General features: G+C 66.8%; 12 protein-coding genes. 7 read left to right on the top strand and 5 right to left on the bottom strand.

Features of this window, described 5'->3' with window-relative positions:
* The first annotated feature begins 7 nt into the window (after positions 1-7).
* Both KTR40_RS14665 and KTR40_RS14660 read left to right on the top strand, forming a co-directional pair.
* Positions 8-1,378, top strand: a complete 1,371-nt coding sequence (locus KTR40_RS14665; RefSeq protein WP_228404207.1) for an FAD-binding oxidoreductase — start codon at positions 8-10, stop codon at positions 1,376-1,378.
* Positions 1,379-1,505: 127 nt separating this feature from the next.
* Positions 1,506-2,231 (top strand): FadR/GntR family transcriptional regulator, encoded by a 726-nt coding sequence (locus KTR40_RS14660; protein WP_228404206.1) that lies wholly within the window; start codon positions 1,506-1,508, stop codon positions 2,229-2,231.
* Positions 2,232-2,279: 48 nt separating this feature from the next.
* Here KTR40_RS14660 and KTR40_RS14655 read toward each other — a convergent pair whose 3' ends face one another.
* Positions 2,280-2,975 (bottom strand): GntR family transcriptional regulator, encoded by a 696-nt coding sequence (locus KTR40_RS14655; protein WP_228404205.1) that lies wholly within the window; start codon positions 2,973-2,975, stop codon positions 2,280-2,282.
* A gap of 137 nt (positions 2,976-3,112) precedes the next feature.
* Between KTR40_RS14655 and KTR40_RS14650 the strand changes: the two genes are divergently transcribed.
* Both KTR40_RS14650 and KTR40_RS14645 read left to right on the top strand, forming a co-directional pair.
* Positions 3,113-4,852, top strand: coding sequence for an L-lactate permease (locus KTR40_RS14650; RefSeq protein WP_228404204.1), 1,740 nt, complete (start codon positions 3,113-3,115; stop codon positions 4,850-4,852).
* On the top strand, positions 4,852-7,689 hold the full coding sequence (locus KTR40_RS14645) for an FAD-binding and (Fe-S)-binding domain-containing protein (RefSeq protein ID WP_228404203.1): 2,838 nt from the start codon (positions 4,852-4,854) through the stop codon (positions 7,687-7,689). The genes KTR40_RS14650 and KTR40_RS14645 overlap by 1 nt, the downstream gene beginning before the upstream one ends.
* Positions 7,690-8,209: 520 nt before the next feature.
* Here the strand turns inward: KTR40_RS14645 and KTR40_RS14640 are convergent.
* The 4 genes from KTR40_RS14640 to KTR40_RS14625 form a co-directional block, all read right to left on the bottom strand.
* On the bottom strand, positions 8,210-8,812 hold the full coding sequence (locus KTR40_RS14640; protein ID WP_228404202.1) for a hypothetical protein: 603 nt from the start codon (positions 8,810-8,812) through the stop codon (positions 8,210-8,212).
* Positions 8,813-8,899: 87 nt separating this feature from the next.
* The gene (locus KTR40_RS14635; protein WP_228404201.1) at positions 8,900-9,478 is read right to left on the bottom strand and encodes an iron transporter; all 579 of its coding nucleotides are present in this window, start codon (positions 9,476-9,478) and stop codon (positions 8,900-8,902) included.
* 497 nt (positions 9,479-9,975) lie between these two features.
* The gene (locus KTR40_RS14630) at positions 9,976-10,950 is read right to left on the bottom strand and encodes a type IV toxin-antitoxin system AbiEi family antitoxin domain-containing protein (RefSeq protein ID WP_228404200.1); all 975 of its coding nucleotides are present in this window, start codon (positions 10,948-10,950) and stop codon (positions 9,976-9,978) included.
* Between the two features lie 230 nt (positions 10,951-11,180).
* Positions 11,181-12,200 carry a hypothetical protein gene (locus tag KTR40_RS14625; protein ID WP_228404199.1) on the bottom strand — a complete coding sequence of 340 codons (1,020 nt, stop codon included), beginning with the start codon at positions 12,198-12,200 and terminating at the stop codon, positions 11,181-11,183.
* A gap of 435 nt (positions 12,201-12,635) precedes the next feature.
* Here KTR40_RS14625 and paaA point away from each other — a divergent pair, with 435 nt between their 5' ends.
* The 3 genes from paaA to paaC are packed head-to-tail and all read left to right on the top strand — an operon-like array spanning position 12,636 to position 14,946.
* Positions 12,636-13,640, top strand: a complete 1,005-nt coding sequence (gene paaA / locus KTR40_RS14620; RefSeq protein ID WP_228404198.1) for a 1,2-phenylacetyl-CoA epoxidase subunit PaaA — start codon at positions 12,636-12,638, stop codon at positions 13,638-13,640.
* Positions 13,637-14,014, top strand: coding sequence for a 1,2-phenylacetyl-CoA epoxidase subunit PaaB (paaB, locus tag KTR40_RS14615; protein ID WP_139030178.1), 378 nt, complete (start codon positions 13,637-13,639; stop codon positions 14,012-14,014). The genes paaA and paaB overlap by 4 nt, the downstream gene beginning before the upstream one ends.
* The gene (paaC, locus tag KTR40_RS14610; RefSeq protein WP_228404197.1) at positions 14,011-14,946 is read left to right on the top strand and encodes a 1,2-phenylacetyl-CoA epoxidase subunit PaaC; all 936 of its coding nucleotides are present in this window, start codon (positions 14,011-14,013) and stop codon (positions 14,944-14,946) included. The genes paaB and paaC overlap by 4 nt, the downstream gene beginning before the upstream one ends.
* Positions 14,947-14,955: the final 9 nt, after the last annotated feature.

Here is a 14,955-nt window from a genome sequence, read left to right as displayed (position 1 = left end):
CCTTTCCATGAGTACATCTGCAGTTGCAACAGCATCATCGGCGCTTCTCTCCGCAAGCGCACACGCTTCCACGGACCTGGACGAACGCGTCCGGGTGAGCACGGACCGTTCCGGCTACATTCCTCCCAGCCTCCCGGACGGCGTTGTGTACGCCACCAGCACGGAGGAGGTGGTGGCCACCATGAAACTGGCCGCGGCCCACAACGTGCCGGTTGTTCCCCGCGGTGCCGGAACAGGCCTGGCAGCCGGAGCATCAGCCCGGGCAGGTGAAGTGGTCCTCGACCTGGCCCGCATGAACCGGATCCTCCACATCGACCCCGTGGAGCAGCTGGCGGTGGTTGAACCCGGCGTCCTCAATGCGGAGGTCAACGCCGCCGCCCGGGAGCACGGACTGTTCTACGCCCCGGATCCGGCCAGCACGGCCATCTGTTCAATCGGCGGCAACATCGCCACCAACGCCGGCGGCATGTGGTGCGCAAAGTACGGCGTCACCCGGGAATCCGTCCTGGCGCTCAAGGTTGTCCTTCCCGATGGCCGGGTGCTGCGCACGGGACGGGAGACCATCAAGGGCGTGACCGGGTATGACCTGAATGCCCTGATGATCGGTTCCGAAGGGACGCTGGGCGTGGTGGTGGAGGCCACCCTGCGGCTGCGGCCGCGGCCGGTCCAGACCGCCACCGTTGCCGCGTATTTCCCGAACGTGGACGCCGCCGCCCTGGCCGCCTCTGCCATCATCGCCGCGCGGCTGCAGCCCTCGGTGCTGGAACTCATGGACGGCCCCACCCTGGAAGCCGTTGATGCAGCGCACGGCACCAGCCACCGGTCAAAGGGCGGGGCCTTCCTGCTGGCGCAGACCGACGGCTACGGTGCATTCCTCGAACAGGACGTCCTCCTCCAGGCCATCAAGCCGTTTGCCAGCTCCATCGAGAAGGCCGTGGACCCGGCAGCAGCGGATGCGCTCGTGGCCACAAGGCGGGAGGCCATCCCGTCCCTCGAGAAGCTGGGCCGGGTGTCCATCTGCGACATCGGCGTCCCGCGGAACCGGCTGGCGGCAGTTTTCGCCGGCCTGGACGACATTTCCCGGAAGACCGGCGTCCGGATCTTCAACGTGGCGCACGCAGCTGACGGCAACCTCCACCCGATGATCGTCGTCGAGCCCGAAGAATCCATCACCGAAGGACCCGCGAAAAAGGCCCTCGGCGACATGTTCTACCTGGCGCAGCGCCTTGGCGGCACGCTGACCGGGGAACACGGCGTCGGCCTGCTCAAGCGCGACTGGCTCGAGGATGAGCTTGGCGGCCTCTCACTCGAACTCCAGCGCTCAATCCGCAGGGTCTTCGACCCCCAGGGAATCCTCAACCCCGGCAAAGCGATCTAGCAGGCCGGGCCGCCGCGGCGGCGGAGGAAAGGGGCGGCGGGAGCGGGTTTCCGTTGCCCCTTTCCCTCGCCTCCTCCGCCGCGGCCGGAACGCGGTGCAGGACGGTCCCGTAGGGCAGGATGGAAGCATGGCCGAATCAGCAGCGGAATCCTCACCGAAGCGGACCTATGATGTCCTGCTGGACGACGTCGAGGCGGGCCTCCGCTCCGGGCGCTTCAAGGCAGGGGACCAGCTTCCGGGAGAACGCATCCTGGCGGAAACCTATGGCATCTCCCGCGCCTCAGTGCGTGAAGCCATGCGCCTCCTCGATGCAATGGGGATTCTCCGCAGCTCGAACAAGGCCGGCCCCAAATCGGGCGCCGTCATCGTGTCAGAGCCATCAGCGGGACTGTCCTCCACCCTCCGGCTGCACATCGCCAGCAGCCGGCTTCCGGTGGCGGACATCGTCGAAACCCGTATCCTCCTGGAGACCTGGGCGGCCCGGACCGCGGCCGAACGTCACGATCCTGAGGGCATCCAGCGGGCCAGGGAGCTGCTCCTGGCGATGGACGCCCCGGACATGGATCCGGAAACATTCCACGCCCTGGACGCGCAGTTCCACATGGCGCTCAGCGCACTGGCCGGCAATACGGTGATTGAAACCATCATGGATTCCCTCAGCGGCTCCATCCGCGGCTACATCAAGGACGCCTTGGCGGCCCTGGGCCAATGGCCGGTTGTGCTCGGTGAGCTGAGGGCGCACCACCATGCGATCTTCGACGCCGTTGAGGCGAAGAATGCCGATCTTGCCGCGGACCTTCTTCGGAACCATGTGGCGTGGCTCTATGAGCAGACGGCACGGGCCCGCTCCTGAGCATTAACGGCCAGTGACGTTCCGGACGGTTCCGCCGGGACGGTGCGGCTAGCCGGCAATAACGCCCGACGGCGGCAGGTCGGCTTCCGGCCCCGGCTCGCCGCCCATTGCGGCCACCAGCCGTTCGCGGGCACGCCCGAGGTGGATGTCCAGCAGCTGGGCGGCTTCTTCTCCCCGGCCTTCCTCAATCAGTTCCAGGAGCTTCTGGTGCTCGGCCTGGATGAGGGCCGTATCCAGGAGGTGCAGGGACTGCACTCGGGACATGCACAGGCGGACTTCCCCCACCAGGGACAGGTACATCCTGCTGATGCGCTGGTTTCCCACCGCATCAATCAGGCTGGTGTGGAACCGCATGTCCGGTTCCACAACGTCAAGCGGGGCGCCGGTTTTCAGGGCCGCAATGTCCCTGTTGGCCTTCACGGCGCCGGCCGGCACCGTCCGGCCGGACGCCAGCCGGCGGAGCACTTCGCTTTCCAGGTACGCCCTGGCCACGTATATGTCCCGGACGGATTCCGGCCCCAGATCCACCACCCGTGCCGTTTTGTGGGCGCCCCGGTCCAGCAGCCCCTCGGCGACGAGTTTTTCAATCGAGGCCTTGGCGGTAGGCCGGGCCACCTCGTAGGACGATGCCACGTCCGTCTCGGTGAGCGCCTCGCCGGAATGGAGCTCGCCGGAGAAGACGCGGTTCCGCAGATCCGCGGCGATCGCATCCACGATCGAGACTGCTGCAACACGTCCGGCCACTGGCGTTCCTCCCAAAACTTTCCCCGTTGCCTTATTTTGCCAGACAAGTCAGCATCAGCACTTGACCTACATGTGTACTTGTTAGACAATTTGAGGGCGCCACGGAGTTGTGACGCTTCACACACATCTGGAGACACATGTTTCAGCAGATCCTCGATCCCATTGCCGGGTCCCTACTGATATCCGCCCTCTGCGCGGCCCTTCCGCTCATCCTGCTCTTCGTCCTCCTGGGCGTCTTCAGGGTCAAGGCACCCGTGGCTGCCCTTTCCAGCCTTGCGCTGTCGCTCGTGCTGGCAGTTGTCGGCTGGCGGATGCCCGTCAGCCAGGCCCTGGGCGCCACCGCGGCCGGCATCTTCTACGGCCTGTTCCCCATCCTTTGGATCCTGGTCAACGCGCTGTGGATCTACCGGCTCACCGTGGCCACCCCCTGGTTTGAAGTGCTGGGACGGACCATCCGCTCCATCTCCAACGACCTGCGCATCCTCTCGATCCTGATCGCCTTCTGTTTCGGCGCGCTGCTTGAGTCCCTGGCCGGATTCGGCGCCCCCGTGGCCATCTCGGCGGCCATGCTGATGGCCGCCGGCATGAAGCCGCTGAAATCGGCCGTGGTCTCGCTGCTGGCCAACACGGCACCTGTTGCCTTCGGTGCCATGGCTGCCCCGATCATTGCCCTGAACGGCGTCACCGGCCTGCCGCTTCACGACCTGTCCTCGATGGCCGGGCGCCAGACGCCCTTCATCGCCCTGATCGTGCCGCTGCTGCTCGTCTTCATCGTGGACGGCAAGCGCGGACTGAGGCAGACCTGGCCCGTAGCCCTGGTGGCCGGCGCCGCGTTCGCAGCCGCCCAGTTCGTCACCTCCAACTACCTCGCCGTGGAACTGACGGACGTTGTGGCCGCCGTCGTCACCGTTGCCGCTGTCCTGCTGATGCTGAAGGTCTGGCAGCCGGCGGAAAATGTTGGCGTCGGAGGCGCCGTGCAGGCGGCTGCGGTCCCCGCCGTCGTCCGCCCCGCCGTCGTCAGCGCCAGCGGAACGGGTCACACCGGCGGCACCGCGCCGAAGGAAGACACGACGGCGGTGCACGGCAGCGGCGGCACTGGAGCGGACGCGGTCCCCGCAGACAACTCCCGGCCCGCACCGCGCCAGATCTGGCTCGCGATTGCCCCCTACCTGATCATCATCGCCGTGTTCTCGGTGGCCCAGATCCCGTCCGTCAAGGCGTGGCTGAGCCAGGTTGGCAGCGTAACGTTCGCCTGGCCCGGGCTGGACATCACCGATTCGGCCGGCAAGCCGGTGGCGGCAACCAAGTTCAAGCTGGACCACATCAAGGCCACCGGCACCCTGCTGCTGCTCTCCGGCATCATCACCATGGCGCTCTACAAAATCACCGCGTCGCAGGGCCTGCGCATCTACCGGGACACCCTGGTGCAGCTGCGCTGGACCATCGTCACCGTGACCGCCGTCCTGGGGCTGTCCTTCGTGATGAACCTGTCCGGCCAGACCACCACACTGGGGTTCGCCCTGGCCTCGGCCGGCGGCTTCTTCGCCGTCCTCTCGCCCCTGATCGGCTGGATCGGTGTCGCCCTGACCGGCTCGGACACCTCCTCCAACTCGCTGTTCGGGCAAATGCAGGCCACCGCCGCCCAGCAGACCGGACTGTCGCCGGTGCTGATGGCAGCGTCCAACTCCTCCGCGGGCGTGATGGGCAAGATGCTCTCGCTGCAGAACCTGGCCGTCGCCTCGGCTGCGGTGGGCCTTGACGGCGCCGAAGGGACCCTGTTCCGCAAGCTCGTCGGCTGGAGCCTGGGCCTCCTTGCCCTCATCACGCTGCTGATCTTCCTGCAGTCCACCCCCGTCCTGGGCTGGATGGTCCCCTGATGGCGTCCCTGGACCTCGCCGGCCTCCGCTCGGCAGTCAACGATCCTGCCCAGGTCAAGACCCGGGCCATCGACCTGCACGCCAACGCCCACGACGCCTCCCACTTCCTGCTCATCCCGCAGGCCGTGGTGACGGCCGGAAGCGCGGCGGACGTGGGCGGGCTCCTGCGCGCCAGCGCCGAACAGGGCGTCCCGCTGACCTTCCGCTCCGGCGGCACCAGCCTCAGCGGCCAGGCGGTCACCGACGGCGTGCTGGTGGACGTGCGGCGCAACTTCCGGGACGTTGAAGTGCTCGACGGCGGCGCCCGGGTCCGCGTGCAGCCGGGCGTCACCGTGCGCGCGCTGAATGCGCGGCTGGCCCCGTACGGGCGCAAGTTCGGCCCCGATCCTGCCAGCGAGGCGGCCTGCACGGTGGGCGGGGTGGTGGCCAACAACTCCTCCGGGATGAACTGCGGCACCGTGGACAACGCCTACCAGACGTTGGAGTCCCTCACCGTGGTGCTGCCCTCGGGCACGGTCATCGACACCGGGGCGCCGGACGCGGACCACAAACTGCGGACGCTGGAACCGGAACTGTACGAAGGCCTGGCGCAGCTTGCCGCGCGGGTGCGCGGCAACAGCGAGTCCGTGCGCCGGATCCGGCAGCAGTTCTCCATGAAGAACACCATGGGCTACGGCCTGAACTCCCTGCTGGACCACAGCAGCCCGGTGGACATCATGGCCCACCTGATCGTGGGCAGCGAGGGCACGCTGGGCTTCGTGGCGGAGGCGGTGTTCCGCACCATCCCGCGGCTCCCGCACGCTGCCACCGGCCTGCTGGTTTTCCCGGACCTGCAGGCGGCCAACGCGGCGCTGCCGGAGCTGGTGGGTTCCGGCGCGGCCACGGTGGAACTCATGGACGCCCTGTCCCTGAAGGTGGGCCAGGGGCTGAAGGGGACTCCCGCCATCGTACGCGATCTTGCGGTGCGGGACCATGCCGCGCTGCTGGTCGAATACTCGGCCGAAGGGCAGGATGAGCTGGCGGCCCTCCAGCACGGCGGCGAGGCCCTCCTGGCGGGGCTGAACCTTTCGGCCGAGGCCCGGTTCACCGGCGATGCCTCGGCGCGGGCCGGGCTCTGGCACCTCCGCAAGGGCCTGTACGCCTCGGTGGCCGGCGCCCGGCCGCAGGGGACCACGGCACTGCTGGAAGACATTGTGGTGCCGGTGCCCGTCCTGGGCCGGACATGCCGGGAGCTGATCGGGCTGTTCGACAAGTACAGCTACAGCAACAGCGTGATCTTCGGCCACGCGAAGGACGGCAATGTCCACTTCATGCTCACGGACGGGTTCACCACGGACGAGGAGCTGGAGAGGTACAGCTCGTTCACGGAGGACATGGTGGACCTGGTCCTGGGCGAGGGCGGCTCGCTCAAGGCCGAGCACGGCACCGGCCGGGTCATGGCGCCCTACGTGCGGCGGCAGTACGGGGACGAACTGTACGGCGTGATGCGCAGGATCAAGGAGCTGTTCGATCCCGCCGGGATGCTGAACCCCGGCGTGCTCATGGACGACGACCCCCAGGCGCACCTGCGCCACATCAAGACGGCCCCGCCGGTGGCCGAGGAGGTGGACCGCTGCGTTTCCTGCGGCTACTGCGAGCCGGTGTGCCCCAGCAAGGACCTCACCCTCACGCCGCGGCAGCGGATCGTCACCCTGCGCGCCATCGAGTCCGCCCGCCTGGCCGGGGACACGGCGCTGGTGCAGCAGCTGGAAAAGGACTACGACTACGAGTCCGTGCAGACCTGCGCCGTGGACGGCATGTGCCAGACGGCCTGCCCCGTGGACATTAACACCGGACTGCTGGTCAAGCGGCTCCGGCGTTCCGATGCCGGGCCCGTGGCCAACGGCGCCTGGAACGCCGCCGCGAAGCACTGGGAGGGCGTCACCCGCGGCGCCTCGCTGGCCCTGACCGTGGTGGACAAGCTGCCCGCCGCGGCGGTGGCGGCGCCGAACAAGGCGGCCCGAGCTGTGCTGGGGACGGACACGGTGCCGCTGTACTCGCCGGAGCTGCCCGGCGGCGGTTCCGTGCGGAAACGTCCGACGCCGGTCGGGGCGCCGGACGCGGTCTACTTCCCTGCGTGCGTGGGGACGATGTTCGGGCCGGCTGGGGCGGGTTCGTCTCCTGATGGGCCGGCTTCGGGGCGGGGCGTGCAGTACAGCTTTGAGCAGCTGTGCGCGCGGGCAGGCATCACCCTGCTGGTGCCGCCGGGGATCGACGGGCTCTGCTGCGGAACCCCGTGGTCCTCCAAGGGCATGGCGGCCGGCCAGGAGACGATGCGCCGGAAGACCCTGGCGGCGCTCCGGGAGGCCACCCGCGACGGCGAACTTGCCATCATCTGCGATGCGTCCTCCTGCACGGAGGGACTGCGCCAGGCGGTGGAATCTGACGAACCGCTGGTGGGCCAGCGGCCGCTGCGGATCGTGGATGCCGTGGACTTCGCCGCCGAGCACATCCTGCCCAAGCTGCCGGACCACGCAAAGCTCGAGTCGCTGGCCCTGCACCCCACCTGCTCCTCCACGCGCATGGGGATCAACGGTTCCCTTGATGCCGTGGCCGCTGCAGTAGCAGAGAAGGTGGATATCCCGGTGAACTGGGGCTGCTGCGCATTCGCGGGGGACCGTGGCATGCTCCACCCCGAGCTCACGGCGTCCGCCACCCGGAAACAGGGCGAGGAGGTTGCCGAGCTGGGGGCGTCGGCCCATGCGTCGTGCAACCGCACCTGCGAGCTGGGCATGACCCGGGCAACCGGAGCCGACTACCGCCACGTCCTCGAGCTGCTGGAGGAGGTAACCCGCTAACCCCCACCGACGCTCTCTCACTTGACGTGTGTTTTCAGGCGACGCTCTCGCACTTGACGTGGGTTTCCGGGCGACGCTCTCTCACTTGACGTGGGTTTTCGGGCGACGCTCTCTCACTTGCCAAGCAGGAAGCGATCGAGCGTCTGGCTGCCCGGCGTGCGTTCCCGCCCAGTTGCTTTCGGGGAGACACCCTGCAAAGGCGGGACACGCCGTCGTCCGCGGCGCGCCCCCCAGGTGGCAGGAACAGTACCTGGGCAGGAACGCACGACGGCGGCCCGCGCCTGGGCGAACAACCGAGACAAAGCGCTGGAGGCGATTGTCCGCACGGGTGGACCCGGGATGAGTGCCGCCGGCTGCAAACCACCCCTCATCCACACGGCCGGGACCGGGTCCCATCCCCAACTAAGTAGCGCTAAGTGTCGTTTTGAGGGTTCAAAATGACACTTAGCGCTACCTAGTTGGGCCGGGAGACGACGGCGGTGCGCGCCTGGGCGGTGATGTTGCGGCAGGCGCGCCCGGCTCAGGCGCCGGTCCAGCGGCGCAGCGTGCTGTTGATGAGGCCGATGAGCACCGCAGTCCACCAGCAGGTCTGGGAGATGGTCAGTGCGATCAGAAGCCGGAGACGCAGCCTGCGGGTTAACTCGCTGAAGCGTGTGCGGGCCGGGAGCGCGAGTAGTCGGTGCATGGCCGGTGCGATGCTGAGGCCGTTGAGCATCAGCACCAGGACGGCGACGAGCTTGACCACTGTGACCATGTTGGCCAGATCGGGGCTGATCAGTGCGCCGGAAACCAGCAGGAGGGCCAGGCCGCCCCAAATGAGCGGCTTTGCTGCGGCCTCAAGCTTCCCGGACTCGTGCATCTCCATCTTGCCGAGCAGCCACAGCAGACCCAGCCAGTCGACCACCAGGATGGTGCCAAAGGACAGGACCAGGGCAAGGATATGAACGGCAAGCCCGATCCGGTGGAGTTCCGGCCCGCAGTCCACAAAATGCCCCACCAGCACCGAAGCCAGCCATCCGGCCGTGCACAGCACCCCGAGGAGGACCAGCCGCTGCATTTGCCGGCGTGACATCGGTGCCGGCGGGCGCGCCGTCTCCGGCGGGGCAGGCCGATGCGTTGCCATGCCTGTCATCGCGGAACCCCGCTGCGCTGTTCCCCGCGGCGCTGTACGGCGCAGCGCCGCGGAGGGGTGGAAAGCGACATGTGGAACCTAGCTCAGCTCGACGTCTTTGAACTCCACGGTGGCGCCCTTGGCCAGGGCCGGGGTCTCAGACTCTTCCCCGTGGCGGTTGAAAGTGGGGACACCCAGGGTTGCACGCAGCGTGTAGGTCCCGGCTTCGGGAACCGTGAAGTTGTTGGCGTAGTGGTAGAAGGTGGAGTAGTAGAAGTTCAGGTCCAGCTCCTCCACCACCTTGTCCTGGGCGTTCACTACCTCGAGCTTTATGGGCACGTCCGGGACGATCCTGCCGGTGGACGTCTCAACCGGGATGATCTCGATGTGATGAGTCTCGCCGGCCTCCGGAGCACGGAAATGCGTGCCGTGCTCGTCAAACCACGGCTCGGCGGCCTCGGTGATCAGGTTAACCGTCCATTCTCCGGAGTCGACCGTTTTGCCCTTCTCGGCAAGCTCATCGGCCAGCACCTGGTACTGCTCCTGAACGCCGGCCGGAACAGCGAACGCCTCTTCCTTTGCGGAGGCTTGGGTGTTTGCGGCGGCTTGGGTGCCGCAACCGCTAAGTGCGAGGACGGCAAGGGGGGTGGCCAGTGCGGCAAGGGCGGCGCGAAGCATCGTAATTTCCTTTGGTTGGGGTGCTTGAACAACTGCGGTGTGGCGGGACTGAAAGCCCACGCTGGGGAGGGTGAAACAGAGGCAGTGCAGCCTTGCCTAAGCGCCAAGGTTAGCCTTACCTAAACCGGAAGATTACCTGTGCCGGGGAATTATGCAAACTTTTCATGCGCTAATTCGACGACTGTTACGGGGCGGGCTGAAGCGATCGACAGAGGATCCCCATAGGCCGCGCCGCGTTGCTTCGGTTGCGGCTCAGGAAGCCCCGAACCTGGATCTGCAAAAGCTTCCTCGGGCGGTTCGAGTCCACCTTCCGCGCGCTGCGTCAAGGGTGGCTGGCTTTCAGGCTCCTCTTGGTCCCGCTTAGACGCACGCGAAGCCGGTCACCTCTTCGAGCACCCTGGCTGACTACCGGGAGCTGGTTCGCTGCGCTGATTCCTCCTCGACGCGCAGGTTCCTTGTCGACGCGGGGATTACGGGGGCGCCAGGGATTATGCGCGTCACGGACGCGTTCGCGAGTCGATTACGGCAGAGCGTGTACGACGGCGGGGCACGCCGGCCGCTGCCAGCTTCCGTTCCAGCGCCCCGGCTTCCATGAGGTCGGCCCAATGCCAGCGCACAACCTTCAGTCCAAGAGCCCGCATCCGGTCCTCGCGCTTCTTTTCCGCTATGACGGCCTGCGACGCGGTCCATCCCTTGAGGTATTCCGGCTTGACGTACTTTTCCTCGCCATCGAATTCGCCGACAACTTTGCACTGCTTCCAATAGAAGTCCGCGTAGCCCACCATGCCGGCTGCGTCCACAAACTCATGTTGGAGAACCGGAGCTTCGAGGCCGGCCAGATGAATCAGGGCCCGGCTTAAGGATTCTCCCGCCGACCCCGAGGCGGGATCGGCAAACTCAAGAACCGCGCGGATCCTCCGCCCAGCTGCGGCGGAGTAGTTCGGTTCGATGTCACCCTCCAGTTCCCCCTTGGTGATGGCAGCCAGCCCCCGGATCCTGTCCGGGCGAAGCACATGGTCCATAGGTACAACGGCCTCGGCGAAGGGAGTATGCGCTGCCAGGTCCAGGACGGTGCGGATGCGGTCCGTGACAAGGAGGCCCTCCCGCCTGACTACATGAAGCCCCGACGGCGCCGCGTAGTGGCGGCGGACGCCAGCCCGCGACCGGCCGCCGTCGTTCTTCATAGTGAGGGCCTCCACCGGATGGTGCAGGCCCACCGTGGGGACTCCCCAGACGCTGGCTGCGGAGTGCCGCGCGAAGACCGTGGGTTTTTCGAACGTTTCGGCGGCGGCCTGGACGCGGAGGCGGTACTGCTCCCATGGCTTCAGATTCCGCCAGGCCACTCCCTCCGTGTACACGCCGTGCCGGAGGCGCACCAAAGTGCCGGCCTTCACGCGCTTGGCGAGCTCATTCGGGGTGATCCCAAGCAGGATGCGTTCCCGGGACAAGATGAGCGGTGGAATATCCGGCATGGACCGACGATCCCAGCTGCGCGGCGCCCGTGGGAGGGGTTCCTGCTGCTATGTGGACAAGGGCATTCGACGCGCTTGTTCCGTTTCGACCCTCCCTTGACCTGGCGCACCCGATATATGGGCTGCGCAGGGGAGCATCCGCGTCGAAACTGAATGTGCGAGTCGAGCACCTCAGCAGGGCGTACTGCCTCCAAACGCGAAACACGACGCCGGTGCCGCCGCGGGTGCCGTCAGTTGGCCACCGTGAAGGGAACCACAGTCACGCCGGAGTTGGTTGAACCCAGCGTGTTGTCGCGGCATGACGTCCGCAGGTGCAGCTTGTGCACGCCGTTGGCCAGGGTCCGGGTGTCAATGGAAAGGGGAGCGGCTCCAAAAGGTTCGGGACCATAGGGGCCGGCGGCGTCCCACAGTACGGTTCCGCGGTTTGGCGGGGAAGCATGGAAGTCCGGGTCGACCGCGATGAATGAGCGGGTGGCCGGGAGTGAGCCGTCGGGGTGGGTGGTCAGCCCCACTACTGGCGTCCAGATACCTGAAACCGGGCCATCGGGAAGAGGCGCGCTGCGGAGCGAGGCCTCGCAGTACAGGGCGTGCGTGTACCACCCCTTGCCGCGGAGGAACGAGTACCTCGAGACGTTTGATGGGGACTTTCCGTTTTGGATGCCCACCTGCCAGTTGAAGCTCGCGACCATTTGCTGGCTGTCCGGCTCGGGGACGAACGCGCGGAAGCGGACCTCCTGCAAGCCGGAATGGTTGAATGCAGAGATCGGCTGCGAGAACGTCAGCCACCGCTCGCAGGTACCGGAGCACACAAAATCACCCTTGCCGTTGCTTGCAGGCCCGGGGCAACTGAAGTTGGATGCAGTGGCCCGCAGATAGCATTTTTGGACGGTTGTTTCGCTGTCTGAGGTTTTGAACACCATGGAGACGTAGTTCGCCTTGCCGGGGTTGTCGTGGAGAACCACCCTCACTTTCACGGTGAGGTTGCCCGAGCTGATCGTTTCGCGCTCGGGTATGCACGCCCCCAGATGCACGTGGCCCGAGTTGGTGGTGGAGTTATTCGCTTGGTCCACATCCGGCACCCACCATGCCTGGGTGTCAACGAACTGCCGCGTTTCTGCGTAGTTCGTCCCGTCGGCTGCAGGTGCGCCAATGCAGGGCCCCGCCGCAGCCTGGGCAGTACCAGGAACCAGCACCGGCATGCCAAGGCAGGCCAGCGCAACAGCACTCATCAATACCAGGAACCGTCTCATGACCATCCATTCTTAGAAGTCGACTCTGACGTCCGTGCAAACACCGGTTTCATGAAGGCCCGGCGTCAGGCATGCAGGAAAAATGTGTGGGGGCTGGGTGCTGTCGGCGGTGCCCAAACGCCGACTTGAGGAGACCTATGGCTGTTATTACGCCCGATTCGGCGTGGCCGCCAGTATATGTCCGCGGTCCAAGGCGGGCGGGAAATTTCTTGGACATTACGACGGCGGCGCGCACTTTTCGCACGTGGAGGCGGGCTGCGGGAGCGGCCGGAAGCGGAGAGCCAGGGGCTGCTTTGGCATCCGCCCGAGTGGATGACGCTGGGGGTGGGGAAGTGTGGTGGGGCGCTTGACGGCCCCTCACGCTTCCGCATATCCTGAACGAACGGTCGGTAAATAATTCTGGCCGCCCCCGAAGGTCTTTGCATAGGAGCAACCATGGCAGCGCAGAACTTGCAGTCAGTGCCGGCTGAGCGAACCGCTGGAACCAGCGAAACGGAAGAGGCGGCGGGCCAGGCCAACTTCGACCGCGTCATTGCCGAGGACTCCCGCATCGAGCCCAAGGACTGGATGCCGCCGGCCTACCGCAAGACCCTCCTGCGCCAGATCTCCCAGCACGCACACTCCGAGATCATCGGCATGCAGCCGGAGGCCAACTGGATTTCACGGGCACCGAGCCTGAAGCGCAAGGCCATCCTCATGGCCAAGGTCCAGGACGAGGCCGGCCACGGGCTGTACCTCTACTCCGCCGCCGAGACCCTGGGCCAGAACCGGGACGAGATGACGGATGCGCTGATCGCCGGCAAGGCCCGCTACTCGAGCATCTTCAACTACCCGGCGCTGACCTGGGCGGACATGGGCGCCATCGGCTGGCTGGTGGACGGCGCCGCCATCTGCAACCAGGTGCCGCTGTGCCGCGCCTCCTACGGCCCCTACGGCCGCGCCATGGTCCGCATCTGCAAGGAAGAGAGCTTCCACCAGCGCCAGGGCTTCGAGATCCTGCTGGAACTCTCCAACGGCACCCCTGCACAGAAGCAGATGGCCCAGGACGCCGTGAACCGCTGGTACGCGCCGGCTTTGATGATGTTCGGCCCGCCGGACGACGATTCGCCCAACTCCAAGCAGTCCATGGCATGGAACATCAAGCGCTTCAGCAATGACGAGCTCCGCAGCCGCTTCGTGGGCATGATGGTGGAGCAGGTCCGGGTCCTGGGCCTCACCCTCCCGGATGACCAGGTCCGCTTCAACGAGGACACCAAAAAGTGGGAGCACGGCCCGCTGGACTGGCACGAGTTCCACGAGGTGCTGGCCGGCCGCGGCCCTTGCAACTCCCAGCGCCTTGAGCGCCGCAGGCAAGCGCACGACGACGGCGCGTGGGTCCGCGAGGCAGCGGCCGCCTATGCAGCCAAGCAGGTTAACAAGCAGAAGGAATACGCAGCATGAGCCCCCACGGCAACCCCGAAGCCCCCGCCAGCTCGGCCACGGAGATCAACCGTGAGGCCCCCAAAGCCAGCCCGGCACCCAAGGAACACACTGACCACGCCTGGGGCCTGTGGGAGGTCTTCGTCCGGTCCAGCCGCGGCCTGAGCCACGTCCACGCCGGCTCCCTGCACGCACCCGATGCCGCCATGGCACTGCGCAACGCCCGCGACCTCTACACCCGCCGCAACGAGGGCGTCTCCATCTGGGTTGTCCCCGCGGACGCCATCGCCGCCAGCGACCCGGACGCCAAGGGCTCGTTCTTCGAGTCGCCCCAGGGCAAGGACTACCGGCACGCCACGTACTACACCAAGAGCGAAGGGGTAAAGCACCTGTGAGCACACCCCCAACAAACACCGAAGCAGCCGGCCACGGCGACATCTCCACCGGCGTCGCAGTCCCGTCCGGCAGCGGCGACTCCAACGCCAGCGCAACCCGCATCACCCCCGGCAACGCTCTGCGCCCGGAGGACATCGCCCTCGAAGTCAAAACCGGCCTGGCCAAGCCCAGCGAAGACACCGCCGAGTACGCACTGAGGCTGGGCGATGACGCCCTGATCCTCGCCCAGCGCCTGGGCCACTGGATCTCCCGCGCCCCCGAGCTGGAGGAGGACATCGCCCTGGGCAACATCGCCCTGGACCAGCTGGGCCACGCCCGGAGTTTCCTCAGCTACGCCGGCGGCGCCCTCACCAAAGAGGACGGCTCGCCGAAAACAGAGGACGACCTGGCCTACTTCCGCCGCGAGCACGAGTTCCGCAGCGTCCAGCTGTTCGAGCAGCCCAACGGCGACTTCGCGGCCACCATCGCCCGGCAGTTCGTGGTGAGCTACTACCAGTTCCTGCTCTACAGCGGGCTCACGGAGTCGAAGGACGCCACCCTGGCCGCCATCGCCGCCAAGGCCGTGAAGGAAGTGGATTACCACCGGGACCACGCCGCGCAGTGGGTCCTCCGCCTGGCCGGCGGCACGGACGAGTCGCGCACCAGGATGATCCACGGCTTCCGCATCATGTGGCCTTATGTGGAGGAACTCTTCCGCGACGACGAGCTGACGAGCCGCCTCGCTGAGGCGGGGATCGCCGTCGCGCCTTCGTCCCTGAAAGAGGACTTTGACCGGCTCACCGGTGAAGTCCTCACCGAGGCCGGGCTGGAGGTGCCGGACGTTCCGGCAGCCCCGGGCGGCGGCCGGCAGGGCAGGCACTCGGAGTACCTGGGCTACATCCTGGCCGAGATGCAGGTGCTGGCCCGCGAGCACCCCGGGGCAAGCTGGTGAGTGCCGTGG

This window comes from Pseudarthrobacter sp. L1SW, assembly GCF_020809045.1.
Taxonomy (GTDB): Bacteria; Actinomycetota; Actinomycetes; order Actinomycetales; family Micrococcaceae; genus Arthrobacter.
This window is presented reverse-complemented; position numbering and strand designations above follow the sequence as displayed.

Coding starts and splice junctions, on each gene's coding strand:
- KTR40_RS14665 (WP_228404207.1), top strand. CDS start 8: ATGAGTACATCTGCAGTTGCAACAGCATCATCGGCGCTTCTCTCCGCA.
- KTR40_RS14660 (WP_228404206.1), top strand. CDS start 1,506: ATGGCCGAATCAGCAGCGGAATCCTCACCGAAGCGGACCTATGATGTC.
- KTR40_RS14650 (WP_228404204.1), top strand. CDS start 3,113: ATGTTTCAGCAGATCCTCGATCCCATTGCCGGGTCCCTACTGATATCC.
- KTR40_RS14645 (WP_228404203.1), top strand. CDS start 4,852: ATGGCGTCCCTGGACCTCGCCGGCCTCCGCTCGGCAGTCAACGATCCT.
- KTR40_RS14640 (WP_228404202.1), bottom strand. CDS start 8,812: ATGGCAACGCATCGGCCTGCCCCGCCGGAGACGGCGCGCCCGCCGGCA.
- KTR40_RS14635 (WP_228404201.1), bottom strand. CDS start 9,478: ATGCTTCGCGCCGCCCTTGCCGCACTGGCCACCCCCCTTGCCGTCCTC.
- KTR40_RS14630 (WP_228404200.1), bottom strand. CDS start 10,950: ATGCCGGATATTCCACCGCTCATCTTGTCCCGGGAACGCATCCTGCTT.
- KTR40_RS14625 (WP_228404199.1), bottom strand. CDS start 12,200: ATGAGACGGTTCCTGGTATTGATGAGTGCTGTTGCGCTGGCCTGCCTT.
- paaA (WP_228404198.1), top strand. CDS start 12,636: ATGGCAGCGCAGAACTTGCAGTCAGTGCCGGCTGAGCGAACCGCTGGA.
- paaB (WP_139030178.1), top strand. CDS start 13,637: ATGAGCCCCCACGGCAACCCCGAAGCCCCCGCCAGCTCGGCCACGGAG.